12 protein-coding genes are annotated in these 16035 nt (G+C 37.4%); 5 read left to right on the top strand and 7 right to left on the bottom strand.

What is annotated here, in order from left to right; all coding sequences use genetic code 11:
* Positions 1-802 precede the first annotated feature (802 nt).
* Positions 803-1777, top strand: coding sequence for a tail fiber protein (locus tag ACFIJP_RS00550; protein ID WP_375625051.1), 975 nt, complete (start codon positions 803-805; stop codon positions 1775-1777).
* A gap of 1142 nt (positions 1778-2919) precedes the next feature.
* Here ACFIJP_RS00550 and ACFIJP_RS00545 read toward each other — a convergent pair.
* The 5 genes from ACFIJP_RS00545 to ACFIJP_RS00525 all read right to left on the bottom strand — a co-directional run bounded on the left by ACFIJP_RS00545 (position 2920) and on the right by ACFIJP_RS00525 (position 9269).
* Positions 2920-3753, bottom strand: coding sequence for a heme ABC transporter ATP-binding protein (locus ACFIJP_RS00545; RefSeq protein WP_375625050.1), 834 nt, complete (start codon positions 3751-3753; stop codon positions 2920-2922).
* Positions 3750-4847 carry a FecCD family ABC transporter permease gene (locus ACFIJP_RS00540; protein ID WP_375625049.1) on the bottom strand — a complete coding sequence of 366 codons (1098 nt, stop codon included), beginning with the start codon at positions 4845-4847 and terminating at the stop codon, positions 3750-3752. Before ACFIJP_RS00540 ends, ACFIJP_RS00545 begins: the two co-directional genes overlap by 4 nt.
* 5 nt (positions 4848-4852) lie before the next feature.
* Positions 4853-5755, bottom strand: coding sequence for a hemin ABC transporter substrate-binding protein (locus ACFIJP_RS00535; protein WP_375625048.1), 903 nt, complete (start codon positions 5753-5755; stop codon positions 4853-4855).
* 18 nt (positions 5756-5773) lie between these two features.
* Entirely contained in the window at positions 5774-6817 is a 1044-nt protein-coding gene (locus ACFIJP_RS00530; protein WP_375625047.1) for a hemin-degrading factor, read from the bottom strand.
* Positions 6818-7088: 271 nt separating this feature from the next.
* On the bottom strand, positions 7089-9269 hold the full coding sequence (locus ACFIJP_RS00525; RefSeq protein WP_375625046.1) for a TonB-dependent hemoglobin/transferrin/lactoferrin family receptor: 2181 nt from the start codon (positions 9267-9269) through the stop codon (positions 7089-7091).
* Positions 9270-9513: 244 nt separating this feature from the next.
* Here ACFIJP_RS00525 and ACFIJP_RS00520 point away from each other — a divergent pair, with 244 nt between their 5' ends.
* Complete coding sequence (locus ACFIJP_RS00520) at positions 9514-10296, top strand: cell envelope integrity protein TolA (RefSeq protein WP_375625186.1); 783 nt, start codon at positions 9514-9516, stop codon at positions 10294-10296.
* Between the two features lie 242 nt (positions 10297-10538).
* Here ACFIJP_RS00520 and ACFIJP_RS00515 read toward each other — a convergent pair whose 3' ends face one another.
* Positions 10539-12629: a lytic transglycosylase domain-containing protein gene (locus ACFIJP_RS00515; RefSeq protein ID WP_375625045.1), complete on the bottom strand. Its 2091-nt coding sequence runs from the start codon at positions 12627-12629 to the stop codon at positions 10539-10541.
* A 252-nt stretch (positions 12630-12881) separates the two neighbouring features.
* On the opposite strand from ACFIJP_RS00515, the gene dapA reads away from it, so the two are divergent.
* A complete protein-coding gene (gene dapA, locus ACFIJP_RS00510) occupies positions 12882-13766 on the top strand; it encodes a 4-hydroxy-tetrahydrodipicolinate synthase (RefSeq protein ID WP_375625044.1) in 885 nt (294 codons plus the stop codon).
* Positions 13767-13784: 18 nt separating this feature from the next.
* Positions 13785-14261, top strand: coding sequence for an SsrA-binding protein SmpB (smpB, locus tag ACFIJP_RS00505; protein ID WP_012231306.1), 477 nt, complete (start codon positions 13785-13787; stop codon positions 14259-14261).
* Between the two features lie 49 nt (positions 14262-14310).
* Here the strand turns inward: smpB and ACFIJP_RS00500 are convergent, their stop codons facing one another.
* Complete coding sequence (locus tag ACFIJP_RS00500) at positions 14311-14979, bottom strand: uracil-DNA glycosylase (RefSeq protein WP_375625043.1); 669 nt, start codon at positions 14977-14979, stop codon at positions 14311-14313.
* A 555-nt stretch (positions 14980-15534) separates the two neighbouring features.
* Between ACFIJP_RS00500 and rpoZ the strand changes: the two genes are divergently transcribed.
* Complete coding sequence (gene rpoZ, locus ACFIJP_RS00495) at positions 15535-15933, top strand: DNA-directed RNA polymerase subunit omega (RefSeq protein ID WP_375625042.1); 399 nt, start codon at positions 15535-15537, stop codon at positions 15931-15933.
* The last annotated feature ends 102 nt before the right edge of the window (positions 15934-16035 follow it).

The raw sequence follows: 16035 nt of genomic DNA, 5'->3' as shown, positions 1-16035 counted from the left end.
TTGTTCATAAAAATTGGGGGAGGGTGCTAGGTTATGTTTTTTAATGTTTTCCGGATCGGATACAACCTTCAGATGTGGTGAAGGTGTGTGGTATTTCATTTCCAGTTCAATGAAAGTGTGAGGAAATGGCCATATTGAGTATATTCTCTATGGTGCATTTAGATTGAACAAAAGCCTGTTCAAAAAAACATTGGTGCTGACTTTGTAACACAATTTCAGGAATAAATTGAATAAAATAGAACAAAGCATTTGCATGTGAATAAAAACATAATGAAGCATGCAAAGAATTTAAAGCTAACTTTAAAATTTTAATACAAGTGATAGCCAAAAGATAGAGTTTCCTTGTTTTAAAATATCAACGAGATAGATTTAAACTATTGAAAAAAATAAAAAAGATAATGCTTAAGTCAGAAACTTTCTATGTGGATGATAAGTTATTACATTCGATAATGGTTATATGAAATCCATAATAAGGAAAATTTTGAACAGTATTTATAAATTTTGCAACAAGATGCAAGATTTGAGAAATATTTATATAACAACAGCAAAGCAACAAAACAAGATATTAAGTAACATCAGATGAGGTGGTTACATCACACATTAGAAGAGAAAACATTAATACTAATGTTATGAAAAGCATCTGGTGAATTTAGGTTATTAAATTATAAGGAGTGAAGAGAGGTAAAATGCGTAAATACGGATGGTGCAGTGATTATGATGTACCAATCAACAGTGGCAGCACATTTTAGTGCACAGAACGAGAATTTGTTAGAAAAACTATGAAAATAATGGGGGATTTATAATGTCTAATATTTACGATTGGTCTCTAAAGGCTGATGAAAATGCTTATTCAGATAGTATCATTAATTGGGCAGAAGGTCAGCCGCCTAGTTCTGTTAATGATAGTGCACGGGCGATGATGCAGCGCGTGCGTGAATATCTTGCAGATAATGGTGGATCTATTAATTCAAGCTTTACAGTAAATGTGGAAGATAAAACAACATTAATTACCTTAAAGACAGTTTCGCCTATAAAAAAATACAACAATGATATCATCATACGTTTTAAAGCTTGTGGTGTAAATATTGGCTCGACAAAAATAACTGTTAATAATATAGGAGAAAAGCTTATCTATAAAGCAACTGATGCGGGGGTTATACCATTAGAAGGTGGAGAATTTCAAACAGATGGCATTTATGAAATGGTATACAATAATGGTGTTTTAATAAAAGAGCATGAGGGGTGGTATTTATTAAATCCTACACCACCAAAGATAGAAAGTTTTCCCTCTGGATTTATTGCAACATTTGCTATGCAAAATGTGCCAAATGGTTGGCTTTTGTGTGATGGTAAGGCCTATAAGCGTGAAGATTATCCGCAGTTATTCAACGCAATAGGTGATAAATGGGGAAAAGACAGCAATAAAACTTTTAAAGTTCCTGATTTTAGAGGCATGTTTTTACGCGGCTTTGATAATGGTCGGGGTTTAGATGGTGGTAGAAAATTTGCAGATGAACAACAAGATAGCATAAAATCGCATACGCATATTGGGAGTATTGAAAATGCAGGCGAGCATGCGCATAATTTTGAGTATAAAGGAGTTGGATGGCCAGTTGGTGATATTGGGAGACTACCGAACCATTATACCTATGATGCGACCCTGAAGGGGAGAACAGGTTCTGCTGGCGCACATACACACAAGGTAACTCTTTCCCATACGGGTGAGGCAGAAACGCGCCCTGTTAATACAACCGTTGTCTATGCTATAAAATCCTGAGTATGTTTGAGTAATAATAATCTATAGACATTGATAATTTTATTAACGCGGAGCAATTCCGCGTTATTTTCATATGCATATGAAGAGGAAGTCTATACTGTTAATAGGATACTTGAGAGAGTCAAAAAAACAATTTAAAAATGATTGAAAGAAAGAGTTAAGGATATAATTTATTATAAGAAAAAGAAAATTATAACTTTTTTATAATTGTATGATAACATAGGGAAAATGTATGAAATCATTTAAACTGTGCCATGAAGAGATCTGGAGATATATTTGTTCATAAGGTGTTTTGATAGGGGATAAGGTGATAAAATTATTCAACCTGAGGCATAAAAAGTACAATATTTTTAACGTTTTTTGTGTAAAAATAGCATACCCCTGTATGAGTTAATTTATCTCATAAAGATATCTCTCATCTTGTTGTCCATTTCATTTCTTTGCATTGCTATGGTGTAGGCTTTATGTGTAAATGATAGTATTCCTTGAGTGGAATCATCGTTATGCTTGTGAAGCAGCAGACAAATGCTATCTCTCTCCTCATTCCTATATTCCGCATTGTTTTTGTATTAGGGGGCTTACAAGAAGCGTTATTGAGTTTATTTTAAAGTTTTTATTCAATAGTTTAATTCTTTGTGATATGCCAATAAACGATTTTTTAAATAGAGAGAGAAAAGTAAAAAATATCATTATAAATCAATATTTATTTATACAAAAAGCTAAAGTATATGTGTTATAAAGAAAATATTACCATTAAAGCTACAAATAAATTTTTATAGATGGGAGAAAGGTACTTGATTTCTACATAGTCCTTAGAAGATATAAATAATACACCCCATTATTATAACAAAGGCATTTGTACGCATTTCTTGAAACATTTTTATAAAGATAAAAGTGATAAAAAGAGTGGAAAAACGCATATTTATGTTGTATAAATTCGTATTATCTAACAGCTTGATAGCAAAACAAAATTTCGCATGTTTTTAGTTATGTAAAATCTTGAAAGATTTTAAACTAGTGGTTTTTTCTCAAAATATTTTTAGGGTGTTTGGTTTTTTTTTAAATGACAGATGACAAAAAGAAGTTCATATAAAAATAAAAAAGATTCTTAAATATTTGCATGTTTTATTTTTCTATGGACTTTAGTTTTTAGATTGAAACCGATAGCTTAGAGATCTAATTTCATAGGAGGGGGCTGTTTGGGGGAGTACAAATGGGATATCTTCTTTAGGTAATTCAGAAACGTTTAAAGAACAATGATAAACATCGCGGAGATTTTGTGTTGTCAAAACGTTAGTTGCATTTCCTTTGCAATAAATCTCTCCTTCCTTGAGCAAGATCATGTTATCTGCATAATGTGCTGCGAGATTGAGGTCATGAAGAACAGCAAGAACGCCGCCACCAGAATGGGCAAATTGTTTAGCAATATCCATAACGATGATTTGATGTTGAATATCAAGGCTAGCAATAGGTTCATCTAATATCATCCAGCGAGGAATCCCATTATGAACAGGTTTCCAGATTTGGCAAAGGACACGGGCAAGTTGTACTCTAGCTTGTTCTCCACCTGATAATTGGTGATAATACAGGTTGCCATAATCAGAAAGGTCAACGCACTCTAAAGCTTTTTGGATAAGATTTTGCACTTCGGCTTTGGTAATGGTAAATTGGTTTACAGAAAGGCCAAGCCCTACAACTTCATGGACTAAGAATGGAAATACGAGCGTTGTTGATTGTGGTAGCACAGCGCGCATTTTTGCCATTTCATGAGTTTTTGTTTGGCATACATTATAACCATTTAAGGTTATTTTTCCACTGTAAGGAATTTCACCACTCAGAGCTTTGATAAAAGTACTTTTTCCTGATCCATTAGGACCAATAATAATGGTAAAAGCACCACTTTTAGCTTGAAGATTAATGTGTTTAAGAATCTGCTTCTTTCCGCGCTGAACACAAATATTTGTCGCTTTAATCATGAAAAGTCTGTTCCTCGTTTGCATATAAGGATCCATAGAAAGAAAGGAGCACCAAAAAGCGCTGTTACAATCCCAATCGGCAATTCTGCGGGGGCAACAATTAAGCGTGCAAACGTATCAGCAAAAATAAGTAATGCTGCTCCCAAGAGAGCAGAGCAAGGAATGAGATAGCGATGATCAGGACCAATGAGTTGACGTAAAATATGAGGAACAATAATACCAATAAAACCAATACCACCACTGACAGCAACAGCACTACCACACATAAGAGCAACAAGGGGAATAGCAATATTTTTAACGCGTTGAATATGGAAACCAATATGGCCAGCAACAGCTTCTCCAAGAGCAAGGGCATTAAGTGCTCCTGATAAAAAGGGAGAGAAAAGAAGACCAATAACGATGAAAGGGAGAACGAGCCATACTTTCAACCATGTAGCGCCTGCAAGAGAGCCAAGACTCCAAAAAGTGATATCACGGAGTTGTTGGTCATTTGCGATAAAAATCAATGTTCCAACAACTGCACTGCTTAATGCACCAAGAGCAATACCAGCAAGCAGCATGGTTGCAATAGAGGTAAAGCTATTATGCGTTGCTATTATGTAGAGAATAATCGTTGATAAAAGTCCACCAAAAAAAGCACCTATGATAACTTTGTAAGTCTCTAGAAAAGGTGCAAATGAAACAGGAAAAGCAATACCGACAACAATTGCTAAAACTGCTCCAAGTCCAGCACCTGCTGATACACCTATAATTCCAGGATCTGCAAGAGGATTACGGAAAAGCCCTTGCATAAGAACACCGGAGACAGCTAAAGCTGCTCCAATTAACAATCCAAAGATAACACGGGGAAGCCTTATGTCGATAAGCACGAGGTAATCACGCGTTTTACTACTTACTGAAAAATCTTGTGTAAGCATCACATGGAGGAGATCAAGGAAAGAAACCTTTGCGGCACCATTCAAGAGCCCACCAAAAATACTGAAGGTAAGGAATATTATTAAGCTTAATAATAAAACCTTCCCCTGCTTTGAACGGTTTATTTTTTTACCTTCTTTTGTTTCAGGTAAATGCATCATGGATGTACCGTCTACCATTTTTATCAGCTCTTACCGTTTTGATTTGCACCATAAAGTATCTCAATAAGCTCTCTTGATGCGTCTGCAGTGCGTGGACCAAATCCTAAAAAATACATAGCATCCATCTGTTTTATGGCATGATTTTTTGCTGCTGTTGTTGCTTGAACTGCCGGTATGGCTAAAATCTTATCAATGCTAGTTGATCTTGCACCATGTTTTACAAGTAAGATAACATCAGGATCTGATTTCAATAACGCTTCGCCGTTGAGAAGTTTATATCCTTTATAATCGGTGATAGCATTGATAGCACCTGAAAGTTTTATCATACTATCAGCTGCAGTACCTGTTCCAGATGCCATGACGCGTCCATTTTGCACAGAGAAAACAAAAAGAACACGCTTTGGTGTTGTTACTTTCGCCAAAAGCGTATCGTTTTCTAAAAAATTACGCTTCAATTTTTCAATTAACGCAGCGGCTTGAACTTCCCGATGAATGGCTTGACCAACGAGGCGAATCTTTTCTATCACATTTTCACGGGAGTAGTCTTCTGGTATGATCACCAGAGGGATTGATGTTTTTTTGAGAATATCAATTGTTGAAGCGGGACCGCTTCCTTCAACAAGCAATATGCCCTCTGGGGCAAGTGATAAAACACCCTCCGGTGAAAGAGCACGCATATATCCAAGCACAGGAAGCTTGAGCGCTTCTTGCGGGTAGACGCTTGTACTATCACGGGCGACAAGCTGATCTTGGGCACCCAATGCATAGACAATTTCTGTAAGTGCTCCGCCGATAGAAACAATTCGAGCATTTTCAGGAAAACGGGTTGTGGGTTCAGCAATCACTTGTTTAGAAAAACAGGTAAGAGAGAGCAGTAAACATATAAGGAAAAGGTTTGATAACCTATGCAAAAGAGATATGAACATGTCTGACCTTACCTTATCTTAGTTACTGCTGTTTTCTTGGCTCGATGGTAAACCATTCAATAAAGAGCGCCAATCTTCACGTTCTTTTTGGCCCTCCTTGCGTACGCCAAAGAATTGAATAATCATCTCATCATCTTTATCGAAAACTTCAAGTGAGTTGACATATCCATCAATTGTAGGTTTGCGAACACGCCATACCTTCTTGATTCCAGAAACGAGTAAATGGAGGTGAAACTTCTGATCGAGAACATTAAGCCAAGGTCCCATTTGCTTAATATTCTTTACTTGCCCAGTGAAAATTTGGATACATCCTTTATTTCCAACAAAACACATAATTGGTAACTCTTCTTGTGCAACTTGTTTGAGCATCATCTCAACAGCTTCTATTTTTAACTCATCGGCAAATTCATTTCCGGCATGTTTTACGGCATTATGTCGATTAATTTTCAGTTCAGAAATAATTCCATGAAGTTGATGCACATCAGTCATCTGTCGCCAACGATCTCGGAACTTTTCAACATCTAGCTTTGCCGTATCACATTGTACTGGAGTAGGAGCGGGAGAAATATCAAGTGCGGATGATTGATCGTCATGAAGCAACTTTTCAACAAGTGCAGCCCATTCTTCCATATTTGTTGCGTCTTGAGAATAGAGTTTGAAAATAGCAATGCCATATTGATCAAAAAATTGCAGACTTTTCATAGGTGTTCCGAGAATAGTCACGTCATGCTCGAAACCAAACTTCCACTGTTTTGAAAAAATACGCAAGTCAATTTCACCGAGTGTTATCGGAATATGCTGACTTTGAACAATCTTCTCAAAACATCCTGTTATTTCATGGACAGCATTTTCATTCCGTGTTAATGCCATGACTATTCCAAGTTTAGGAGCATTTTCCAAGAGAGTAGCGACATCAGCGCGTAGTTTTTTTGCTTTTCCAATTGTACAATAAGCCGCAATGAGTTCTGCTTCGGATATACCAATAGAGTCCGCGAAATCGCGGTTACGCATTTCTTTTTTTTCTTCACGCAAGTGAATAATCATTTCGGCTGTGTATGACATGGGCTTATCCTTATGTTACCTGTTTAAAGGTTAATTGTTTAATTTTAAAACTCAAAAACAGTGAGTTGAACCACTATCAACTAATGGTTCAACTCACCACCAAAAAAGCCCTTATTTTATCAACAATAGAACAATAAAAACCAATAAATTACAAAGAGTTAAAGCGCAAACCTCAAAATTCGTTGTTCAAAGAACAATGAGAACAGAAACGCAATAATTTATTTTTTATCGATATAACCTTTTTAATTGATCTAATGATTAACAAAAGTGACTAAAATTTTTGCACGAACGAAACTTTAAAGTTGCGACCAGGCTGACTATAATAATCCTTCGGTGTTGAGCCGTCATCGGAAGGAAGATCTGATACATTCCAATATTTTTGATTGAACAGATTATAAACACCAGCCCTTATAACAGGACCCTTTTCACCAAATGGCTTCAACCAACCTGACACATCAATAATATTATAACCTGGAATTTTTTGATAGTCCGATTCCTTAGCAACTTTATCACGTTTGGCAGATGAGGTAAGAACAACGTCTGCTCCCCAGATTTCTTTTGCATATCCGATCCCAACAATCGCTTTTAAAGCTGGAATTGAGTTAAGATATTCATCTTTATCAATATCTTTTCCTTGCGAATAGGCAAGAGCAAAATTGCTATGGAATCCACCATTAAGAGCCAAATGTATTTTTGCTTCAGCACCATAAATACGCACATTTGCACGATTTATATAATGGCGACGTGCTAATGGGAATTCCTCTGATGGACCTTTATCCACAGTGTCTATGAAGTCCTTGTATTGATTGAAAAAGGCACTGACTGAACCACCCAAATTTCTATTTCCATACCTTATGCCAACATCATACCCATTGCTCGTTTCTGCTTTAAGATCAGGGTTGCCCTTCGAGTAATAAGCAGAGGGTTTTATATAAGAGACGTAAAGTTCTGCAATACGTGGTGCACGAAAAGCCTGTGCCCATTGGGCATAAAGCGTTACTTGATCACGAACATCCCACTCCACACGTAATTTGGGAGAAAAACGTGAACCATTTCTTTCTGGAGGAAATTTGTCAGAAAGTAGAGCTTTCTCATAAGAAGACGTTTTCTGAGGGACATACTTATACCAATCATAACGAATTCCAGGTGTGATACGGAAATGGTTATCGGCAAGGCCAATTTCATCTTCGAAAACAAAACCCAAATTATAGCCATTTGTATCTGGTGAATCTGACCGATTAGCGGGCACAAAGAGGCATCCCCGTGCATTTTCCGGCAAGTGACAATTATCTTTCCCGAACAAATAATGATGAAACTTAGATGACAAGACATTAGCGGCAAGCTTTAACGTATGGTCTACAGTGCCAATATGAACCTTCTTGAGAGCATCAGCATTGAAACCATAATTGGTATTACGCAAAAAATTATCTCTCAAAAAATCCCCTTTGGGTGCCCGAACACGAAATGAAGTCATAATATCATGACTTGACTGTCTTTGCCAATAAATCTGTCCACGAAACGCATCAAAAAGTGCATCTTCATTGCCGTTATAGTCATAAGAAAGAGAAAGGCGTTCACGGAGTTTGTCGTCCTTGTCATAAACGGAACCACGGGCATAATATCTTTCAGAAGCATTCAATGAATGTGTATCAACATTGTGACCAAAACGTTCTGCTGTAAAACCAAGTCGGTGATTGTCATCAAGGTATTGGTGAATTTTAAAGAGCAAATTATTTTGGTCAAAATGAGCAGGGTTTTTACGTGTGCGCTCTCCATAACCTTCTAGGGTTCCCATATTTTTGCGCTCATGACCTTCCGCATAAGAACCTTGGAAAAGGAAAAACGTTTGTTGAGCACGCATTGCAACAGCTTGATCTACGTGCCAACTATTATCAACAGAATGATAACCACTTCTTATAAGACCACCCCAATTTTTTCCTTCTGTGATAAGATCTTCAGGATCAAGGGTACGCAACGCAACAACTCCTCCCAGTGCACCAGATCCATAAAGACTAGAATCCGGTCCCTGAATAACATCAAGTGTGGAAAGCGCACTAAAGTCAAACATTGTGTTACCACTGTTATTACGCAATATATCATTGAACCATGGAAGAACAATACCATCCACTGTTGTGAGAACACGGTTTGCTTCTAAACCACGAATGACAAAACTGTTATTACTTGGGCTATACCCCACGGTTGGATAAAGACGACTAATATCATAGGCATCAGTTATTTGTTTCTCACGAATATCCTTCGCGGTTTTCCGATCTGTCAGAATAGTGACCGAATCCAAGGCCGTCCCTATTTTTTTCTCTTCAATAACAATTGGTTTGAGTTCAGTGACAGTACCTCCATCTTTATTTCGTGCAAAAACAAATGAAGGTATACAGACCGATAATGCACTTAAAATCACACAGCTTTTATAGATATTTTTTCGTCTTATTTGCATAACACATCACAACCTTTTTAAACATCCCCTCTCTGTTTTGAAATTTTATTTACATACAAAAAGGCTGGACCCGCTGATTAAAACTTGCCAGCCAAGCAGAAGTGATTTTGCCAACAAGACAAAACCACTAGAAAACCATATTAAACATGACAAAATCAGTCAAGAAAAAAGTTGCAATTTCAAAATAGCCTGTTTTAATGAGATTTACACCAATATTAAGCTTAAAATAGCGGCAGAAGAAACGATGAATTTTGAAAATACGACGCAATTATTAACTCTTTGGATTGGTGCATTTGTTGGAGCTTTATTTTTGCATGTATTATTGGGAGCGCAGTTTTATTTTCAAAGTACGGGTGTAAGTAATAGCTTGCTCTCGTCGGAGATTATGCTGACTTTTGTGCAAGAAACTATCTATCCGGATGTTGATACAGATTTGTCAGATATTCATACAGAGTCGGATATTAATTCGGATATTAATACAGAGCCAAAAGTATTACAGTCTGATCTTTTAGAGAAGGAGTCAGAGGAATTAGAATCCGTGGATGAAGTTCAATCGGAAGAGCCTCAGCATATGGTAGAACAAGATGACTTAAAGTCTTTGGAAGAACCCCTTCCTCAAAAAGTGGAGCATAAAGCGTTTATCAAAAAAACAATACCGATGCCAAAAGCTGTAGTAAAGCGCTCCAATGCAAAGGCGGTACGTTCTTCTTCCACCAACAAGGGCGTCAGTACAGCAGGGCTTGAAGATATGTTGTTAATGGAGTGGTTAGCAAAGGTACAGTCACAATTAGAAAGGCAAAAAAATTATATTGTGGGACAGCGTACCAGTCGTGCAAAAGGAACGGTGAAGTTAGAATTTATGGTGCATAAGCAGGGGAGTATTTTTTCTAGTCGTGTAGCAGTCTCTGCTGGTAATCCGGAACTTGATCGATTAGCGATGGCGGCACTTCAACGCGTTGGTTCTTTTCCACCCCCCCCCCCATCAAAAGTGAATAAAATAATCAGAGTATCCTTGATATTTAGCTGATTTTTTATATGGGGCGCTTTTCTTATAATATATTGATTTATAATGATAATTCATCATTTTGTATTTGAAATAAAAGATCCTAATAGCATAGGGTTTTCTCATTTTGAATTTATTGATACTGAATCAATTAAAATTACTTGCGTATACATCATAAGCAGGTTGGTATGTGGGTGCTATTTAAAAAGGAATAAAAACACGTCTTATGAACGCTTTCAAAGTACTATTTGGGAAGTTAAGGCATATTATTTCCGTCGACCAGAAAGCAGGTCGGTTTTTATATCTATTTTCCCAGTGAGTCTTGCTTTGTAGACACCATAATTTTCCATGACACGCATCACGTAATTACGTGTTTCTGTATAAGGAATACGCTCAATCCAATCAATGACGTTATCGAGAGATTGTCCTCGAGGATCGCCATAACGTTTTATCCATTCATTGACACGACGGGGACCCGCATTATAGCCAATAAGAGTTAGTATATAGGATCCATTAAAACGTTCCAATTGTTCATTAAGAAAATGGGCACCTAATGTTGCATTATAATGAGCATCACTGCTAAATTTTTTAGGAGACCATGCAATTGAGTGTTTTTTTGCCAATGCTTTTGCTGTTGTAGGAAGCAATTGGAGTATACCTTGTGCACCTGCTTTTGATATGGCTGTTGGATTAAATTCGCTTTCTTGGCGTGCAATGGCATAGATAAGCGATTTTTCTTCTACAGAAATATTAGTAGAAGCTGGTATAGCTCCCAGAGGATGAGAGAGTGCACCGACATTTTTTCCCTGAAAAACAGCCATTTTTCCAATTTTGAGACTGGTATAATAGTCTCCGTTTTTTTCTGCCATAACAGCCAGAAGGGCTAATTCGCCGGGACTTTCTATTTTTTTTCCGAGCTCTCTATAAAAAATTTTAGCAAAATCAGCATAGCCGGCTGCTTCAAGACGTTGAATTGCTTTGATCGCTTTTCGTGCACTAAAATGTTGTCGCTCAGCGGTTGTTGGTTTGGGAAAGGAAATTTTAAGCTTTTTTTGGTTGAGTCGTGCAGCGGCTAATTGACCATAGTAAGTTGCACCAAAATGAGCTGCGCGATGAAAGTATTGCTGGGCATTTTTATGTTCTTCTAGCGTTTCTGCTGTTCGTCCCATCCAGTAATATCCACGTGATGCAGAAAAAGGTAAAGAAGAGAGTTGAGGAATACGTGAAAAATGCTGCATTGCCAATTTAGGGTTATGAAGAAACCGTAGTGCGTACCATCCTGCATGAAACTCAGCATCGATAGCTAATGCAGATGTTATACCAGTGTGCATTGCAACGAGTTGATAAGCAATTTTTGGTTTGTTTAAATCGAGCATTTCACGAGAAAGGGCGCGTTGTTCTTTCCATAATGAATGAGGGTTCATAAGGTGGAATGCATCTTTTGATGTTTTCATCATGAGTGCTGCAGCTGCATTATATTGCTCTGTTCGTCGAAGATGGCGTATTCGAGCAAACTGAAAAAGAGGATCTTTTTGCCATGATCTTTCTACAGCTTTTAATTTTTGTGTAGCTCTAGGATCATTTTTTTCAACGGCCACAAAAGCATCAAAAAGAGATTGAGCATGGGCTAATTTTGCAACGCGTGCTGCTGAATCAAAACGATATGCATACAGCATAAACTGCATGCGTTTCAGATGATCAATAGGTTTTAATGCAGCGCTTGCATTTTTAAGAACAAATATTTCCTCTTTTGCATTAAGCTGTGTTTTATGCCACCATGGCGCAATAACGTGTCGAGCACGAGTGGTTTCTCCCGTTGCAATAAGTGCTTTAGCGAAGAGAGCCATTCCTTGCGCTGTTTGGGGCGGGTGATGAGAAAATTTTTGGATGATTGCGCGTGTGAGGTTGGTTTCGTTAAGAAAAGCACGTTCAGCATTGCGTTGCATCGTTTCTATACCGGGCCATCCTTTTAGCATGTTGATTGCATTAAATATTTCAGAACTTGGTATATCAGCTTGGTTTGATATCCCCAGCGCCCATGTCAAAATATGACGATCAAGGCTATGTTTTTCCATTGAATTACGAAGATTTATTGTTTTTGCAATATTGTTGTTTGCTAGTGCATCTAGCCCAGCTTTCAGTTTCTGAAGTGTAGCAGTATTGTGTAATGTCGTGTGTATCTGTTGAAGAGGCTCTAGAGCTTCTTTTTCGGTAAAGGGAGTAGGGCGCACCAAAGGGATTGGCGCTTTCCCGTGCAAAAGGGGTGTTTGCGCTGATGCACTTGAAAATAAAATTCTTATTGCCAGTATAAGTGCAGTAAAGGTTGATACGAAAAGAGAGGTGGAAAATACACGCATAGAGAAAAGACCTTGAGACCTTGCTTTTTGTAAAAACTTAAGGATTTATAGAACACAAGCATGAAAAACGCGTTAATATAGACGGCTTATTTTAAAAAAATGTGCAACATTTAAGGAGGAATATTTTTATCTTAAGAGAGCTTTTTTTGAAATTCATCTTGCTTCAATGATAGAGCAAGATTATGCTCTATTTAAAATTTATAAAAGGCGATTATTAAAAAAAATAAAAGCGAACATTATAGGGAGTTTATCATGCTCAAGGGAGCTATAACTGCGCTTATTACACCGTTTGATAATAAGGGCGCAATTGATGAGAAGGCGTTTTGTGATTTTATTGAATGGCAGATCACACAAGGGATTAACGGTGTAAGCCCAGTTGGGACAACCGGTGAATCAGCAACGTTAAGTCATGAAGAACATAAGCGGATTATAGAATTGTGTGTTGAGCAGGTCGCAAAGCGTGTTCCTGTTGTTGCTGGAGCGGGATCAAATAGCACAAGTGAGGCTGTAGAGCTTGCACAATACGCGCAAAAAGCTGGTGCAGATGCAGTTTTGGTTGTCACTCCCTATTATAATAGACCAAATCAATCTGGTTTATACAAACATTTTTCTTCCATTGCCAAAGCTGTTTCTATTCCGATTATAATTTATAATATTCCTGGTCGTTCTGTTATCGATATGGCTGTGGAAACGATGAAAGGCCTTTATCAAGATTTTAAAAATATCATTGGTGTAAAAGATGCAACGAGCAGAATTGAACGCGTTAGTGAACAACGTGAAAAGTGTGGGAAGGATTTTGTACAGCTTTCCGGTGATGATTGTACAGCGTTAGGTTTTAATGCACATGGAGGTATGGGGTGTATTTCAGTTTCCTCCAATGTTGCTCCAAAGCTGTGTGCAGAGCTTCAAGATGCTTGTTTTCGTGGTGATTATAAAACAGCACGAGAATTAAATGATCGCTTGATGCCTCTTAATCGTGCTGTGTTTATTGAGCCTAGTCCAGCGGGTATTAAATATGCTGCTGCAAAATTAGGATTTTGTGGTGATACTGTGCGTTCTCCGATTGTTCCGTTAACAGAAAGAACAAAGAAGATTATTGATGCAGCCCTCAGTCATGCTGGTATTTTAAAAGCATAAAATGATATTGACAAAGCCATGAATAAAAAAAAGAACGCGCCCGTACGGAAAATAATTGCTGACAATCGTAAAGCACGTTTTAATTTTGAAATCCTTAATAATCTCGAGGCCGGTCTTGTCCTTCAGGGAGCGGAAGTAAAGTCCTTACGTTCTAATCATGCCAATATTGCTGAAAGCTATGCGAGTTTTGAGAATGGGGAATTATGGTTAGTAAACAGCTATATTCCTGAATATACGCAGGCTAATCGTTTTAATCATGAACCGCGACGTTTGCGCAAGTTATTGCTTTCAAAACGTGAGATGGCACGTTTTTTTAATGCAACGTCTCGTGAAGGAATGACGCTTGTTCCTCTTAAACTTTATTTTAATGAACGTGGGCGCGTTAAGTTGGAGATTGCTCTAGCGCGGGGGAAAAAACTTCATGATAAGCGAGAAACAGAAAAAAAACGCGATTGGGGACGTGAAAAAGCAAGACTTTTAAAAAGATATGGATGACGAATGCGATCTAGGTATCCTTTATTTATAGCGCTGGTTTAAAACAGTTTTAGCATTGATCTAAGTATGTTTTTGCTGCTTGAAAAATTTGGTGAAACATGGCGTCTGTCAAGCGTCCAGTATTTGTATTATAACGAGAACAGTGATAGCTTGAAAAGATGCGTAATCTGCCGATGTTATTGATTTCGCCGTGTCCAAAAGGGTGAGCTAAAACTTTTGCATTAAGGGCACGTATCGTTGAATGGTGTGCAATGGTTCCTAAGGTAATAACGGCTTTAAGTTTGGGAAGATTTGTTAAAAGAGGTGAGAAGAAATAGCGGCACGTGTTAATTTCTGCACCGGTGGGTTTATTTTCTGGTGGAACACAACGAACAGAGTTAACGATTGCTGCATCAATCAGTTCAAGAGTATCATCTGCTCTTTCTTCGAAGGTTCCTTGGGCAAAACCAAATTTTTTTAAAGTTGAATAAAGTAAGTGCCCAGCATAATCACCAGTGAACGGACGTCCAGTTCGATTTGCTCCACGTAATCCAGGAGCAAGTCCAACAATAAGAAGGCGCGTTGTGTCTGCTCCTTTATAAGGAAAGAAGGGGCGCACCGGTGCGTTATACCAACTTGGTTCTTTTACACGCCAGTCAGCGATAAACTGATGGAGCCTAGGACATAAATTGCAATTTTTGGGTGGTTCTGGGAAAAGTGATGTTAATTGGTTATTCATGGTGTTAGGCATCAATCGTTTTTTCTATTTTTTTGAGTCTTTTATAGCGTATATGACGGGTTATGTTTTGAGAAACAATCTATAATGAATATAAATAAAATTTAATATAAACTTATTACTAATTATTGTGTAAAGAGAGGTAATCTTTCAGTAATTTATTCGATGAATAAGAGCGTAATACACATGATGTTCAAAGAAAAAATCTCTCTCTTTAAGATAAAATATTATCATAAAAATTATGCATAAGGCTGCCTTTATTGCAAAGGATTTTCAACAGCTGGTATTCTTTTTAAAAGGACGAAGACCCCAGACAAGTATTTTGTCAAGAAAGACCGTCCTTTGTTTGAAGTCAATTTATTGGAATGCTTTTAAGAGAAGCTTTGATAATGAGCGTAAATAGGTTATACATTTTATAAATTTTCCAAGAATTTTCTTAAATAAGTTCTTTAATCAAAAAATATAAAAGTTTGAGTTGTTTTTCTTGTGTTTTGTTTTGATTATTGTATATACTTCCCTATCCGCTATTAAATTTTTTTATTTGAGAAAGAGGCATAAATGGCCCGCGTAACGGTAGAAGATTGTATTGATAAAGTTGACAACCGCTTTGAATTGGTACTTTTAGCAGGTCATCGGGCGCGTCAGATTTCACAAGGAGCGCAGATTACGGTTGATCGTGATAATGATAAAAATCCAGTTGTTGCTTTGCGTGAAATAGCAGAAGAAACATTGTCGCCTGCTGATTTAAAGGAAGACCTTATTCATTCGCTGCAAAAGCATGTGGAAGTAGATGAGCCAGAAATGGCAAGTGAATTTATTACCCATTCAGGTGAAGCTGAAAGTGCTTTTAATACGTCGTCGCAAGAAGAAGGTACTTCATTTGATCATATGTCAGAAGAAGAGCTTTTAGCGGGTATTGAAGGTTTGGTTGTTCCAGAAAAAAGTGACGATTATTAATTGCAGCAATTTATGTTACAGGAGTAAAGATACCTTGTCATGTGAGGAGCAATTATTTTTCTTGTCTTTTATTGATAGGACGTGTTCAATAAAGATTAGGGG

The organism is Bartonella sp. MU37NMGALS (assembly GCF_042194015.1).
Taxonomy (GTDB): Bacteria; Pseudomonadota; Alphaproteobacteria; order Rhizobiales; family Rhizobiaceae; genus Bartonella; species Bartonella grahamii.
The sequence above is the reverse complement of the archived record's forward strand: the minus strand, read 5'-3'. Positions and strand labels throughout refer to the sequence as shown.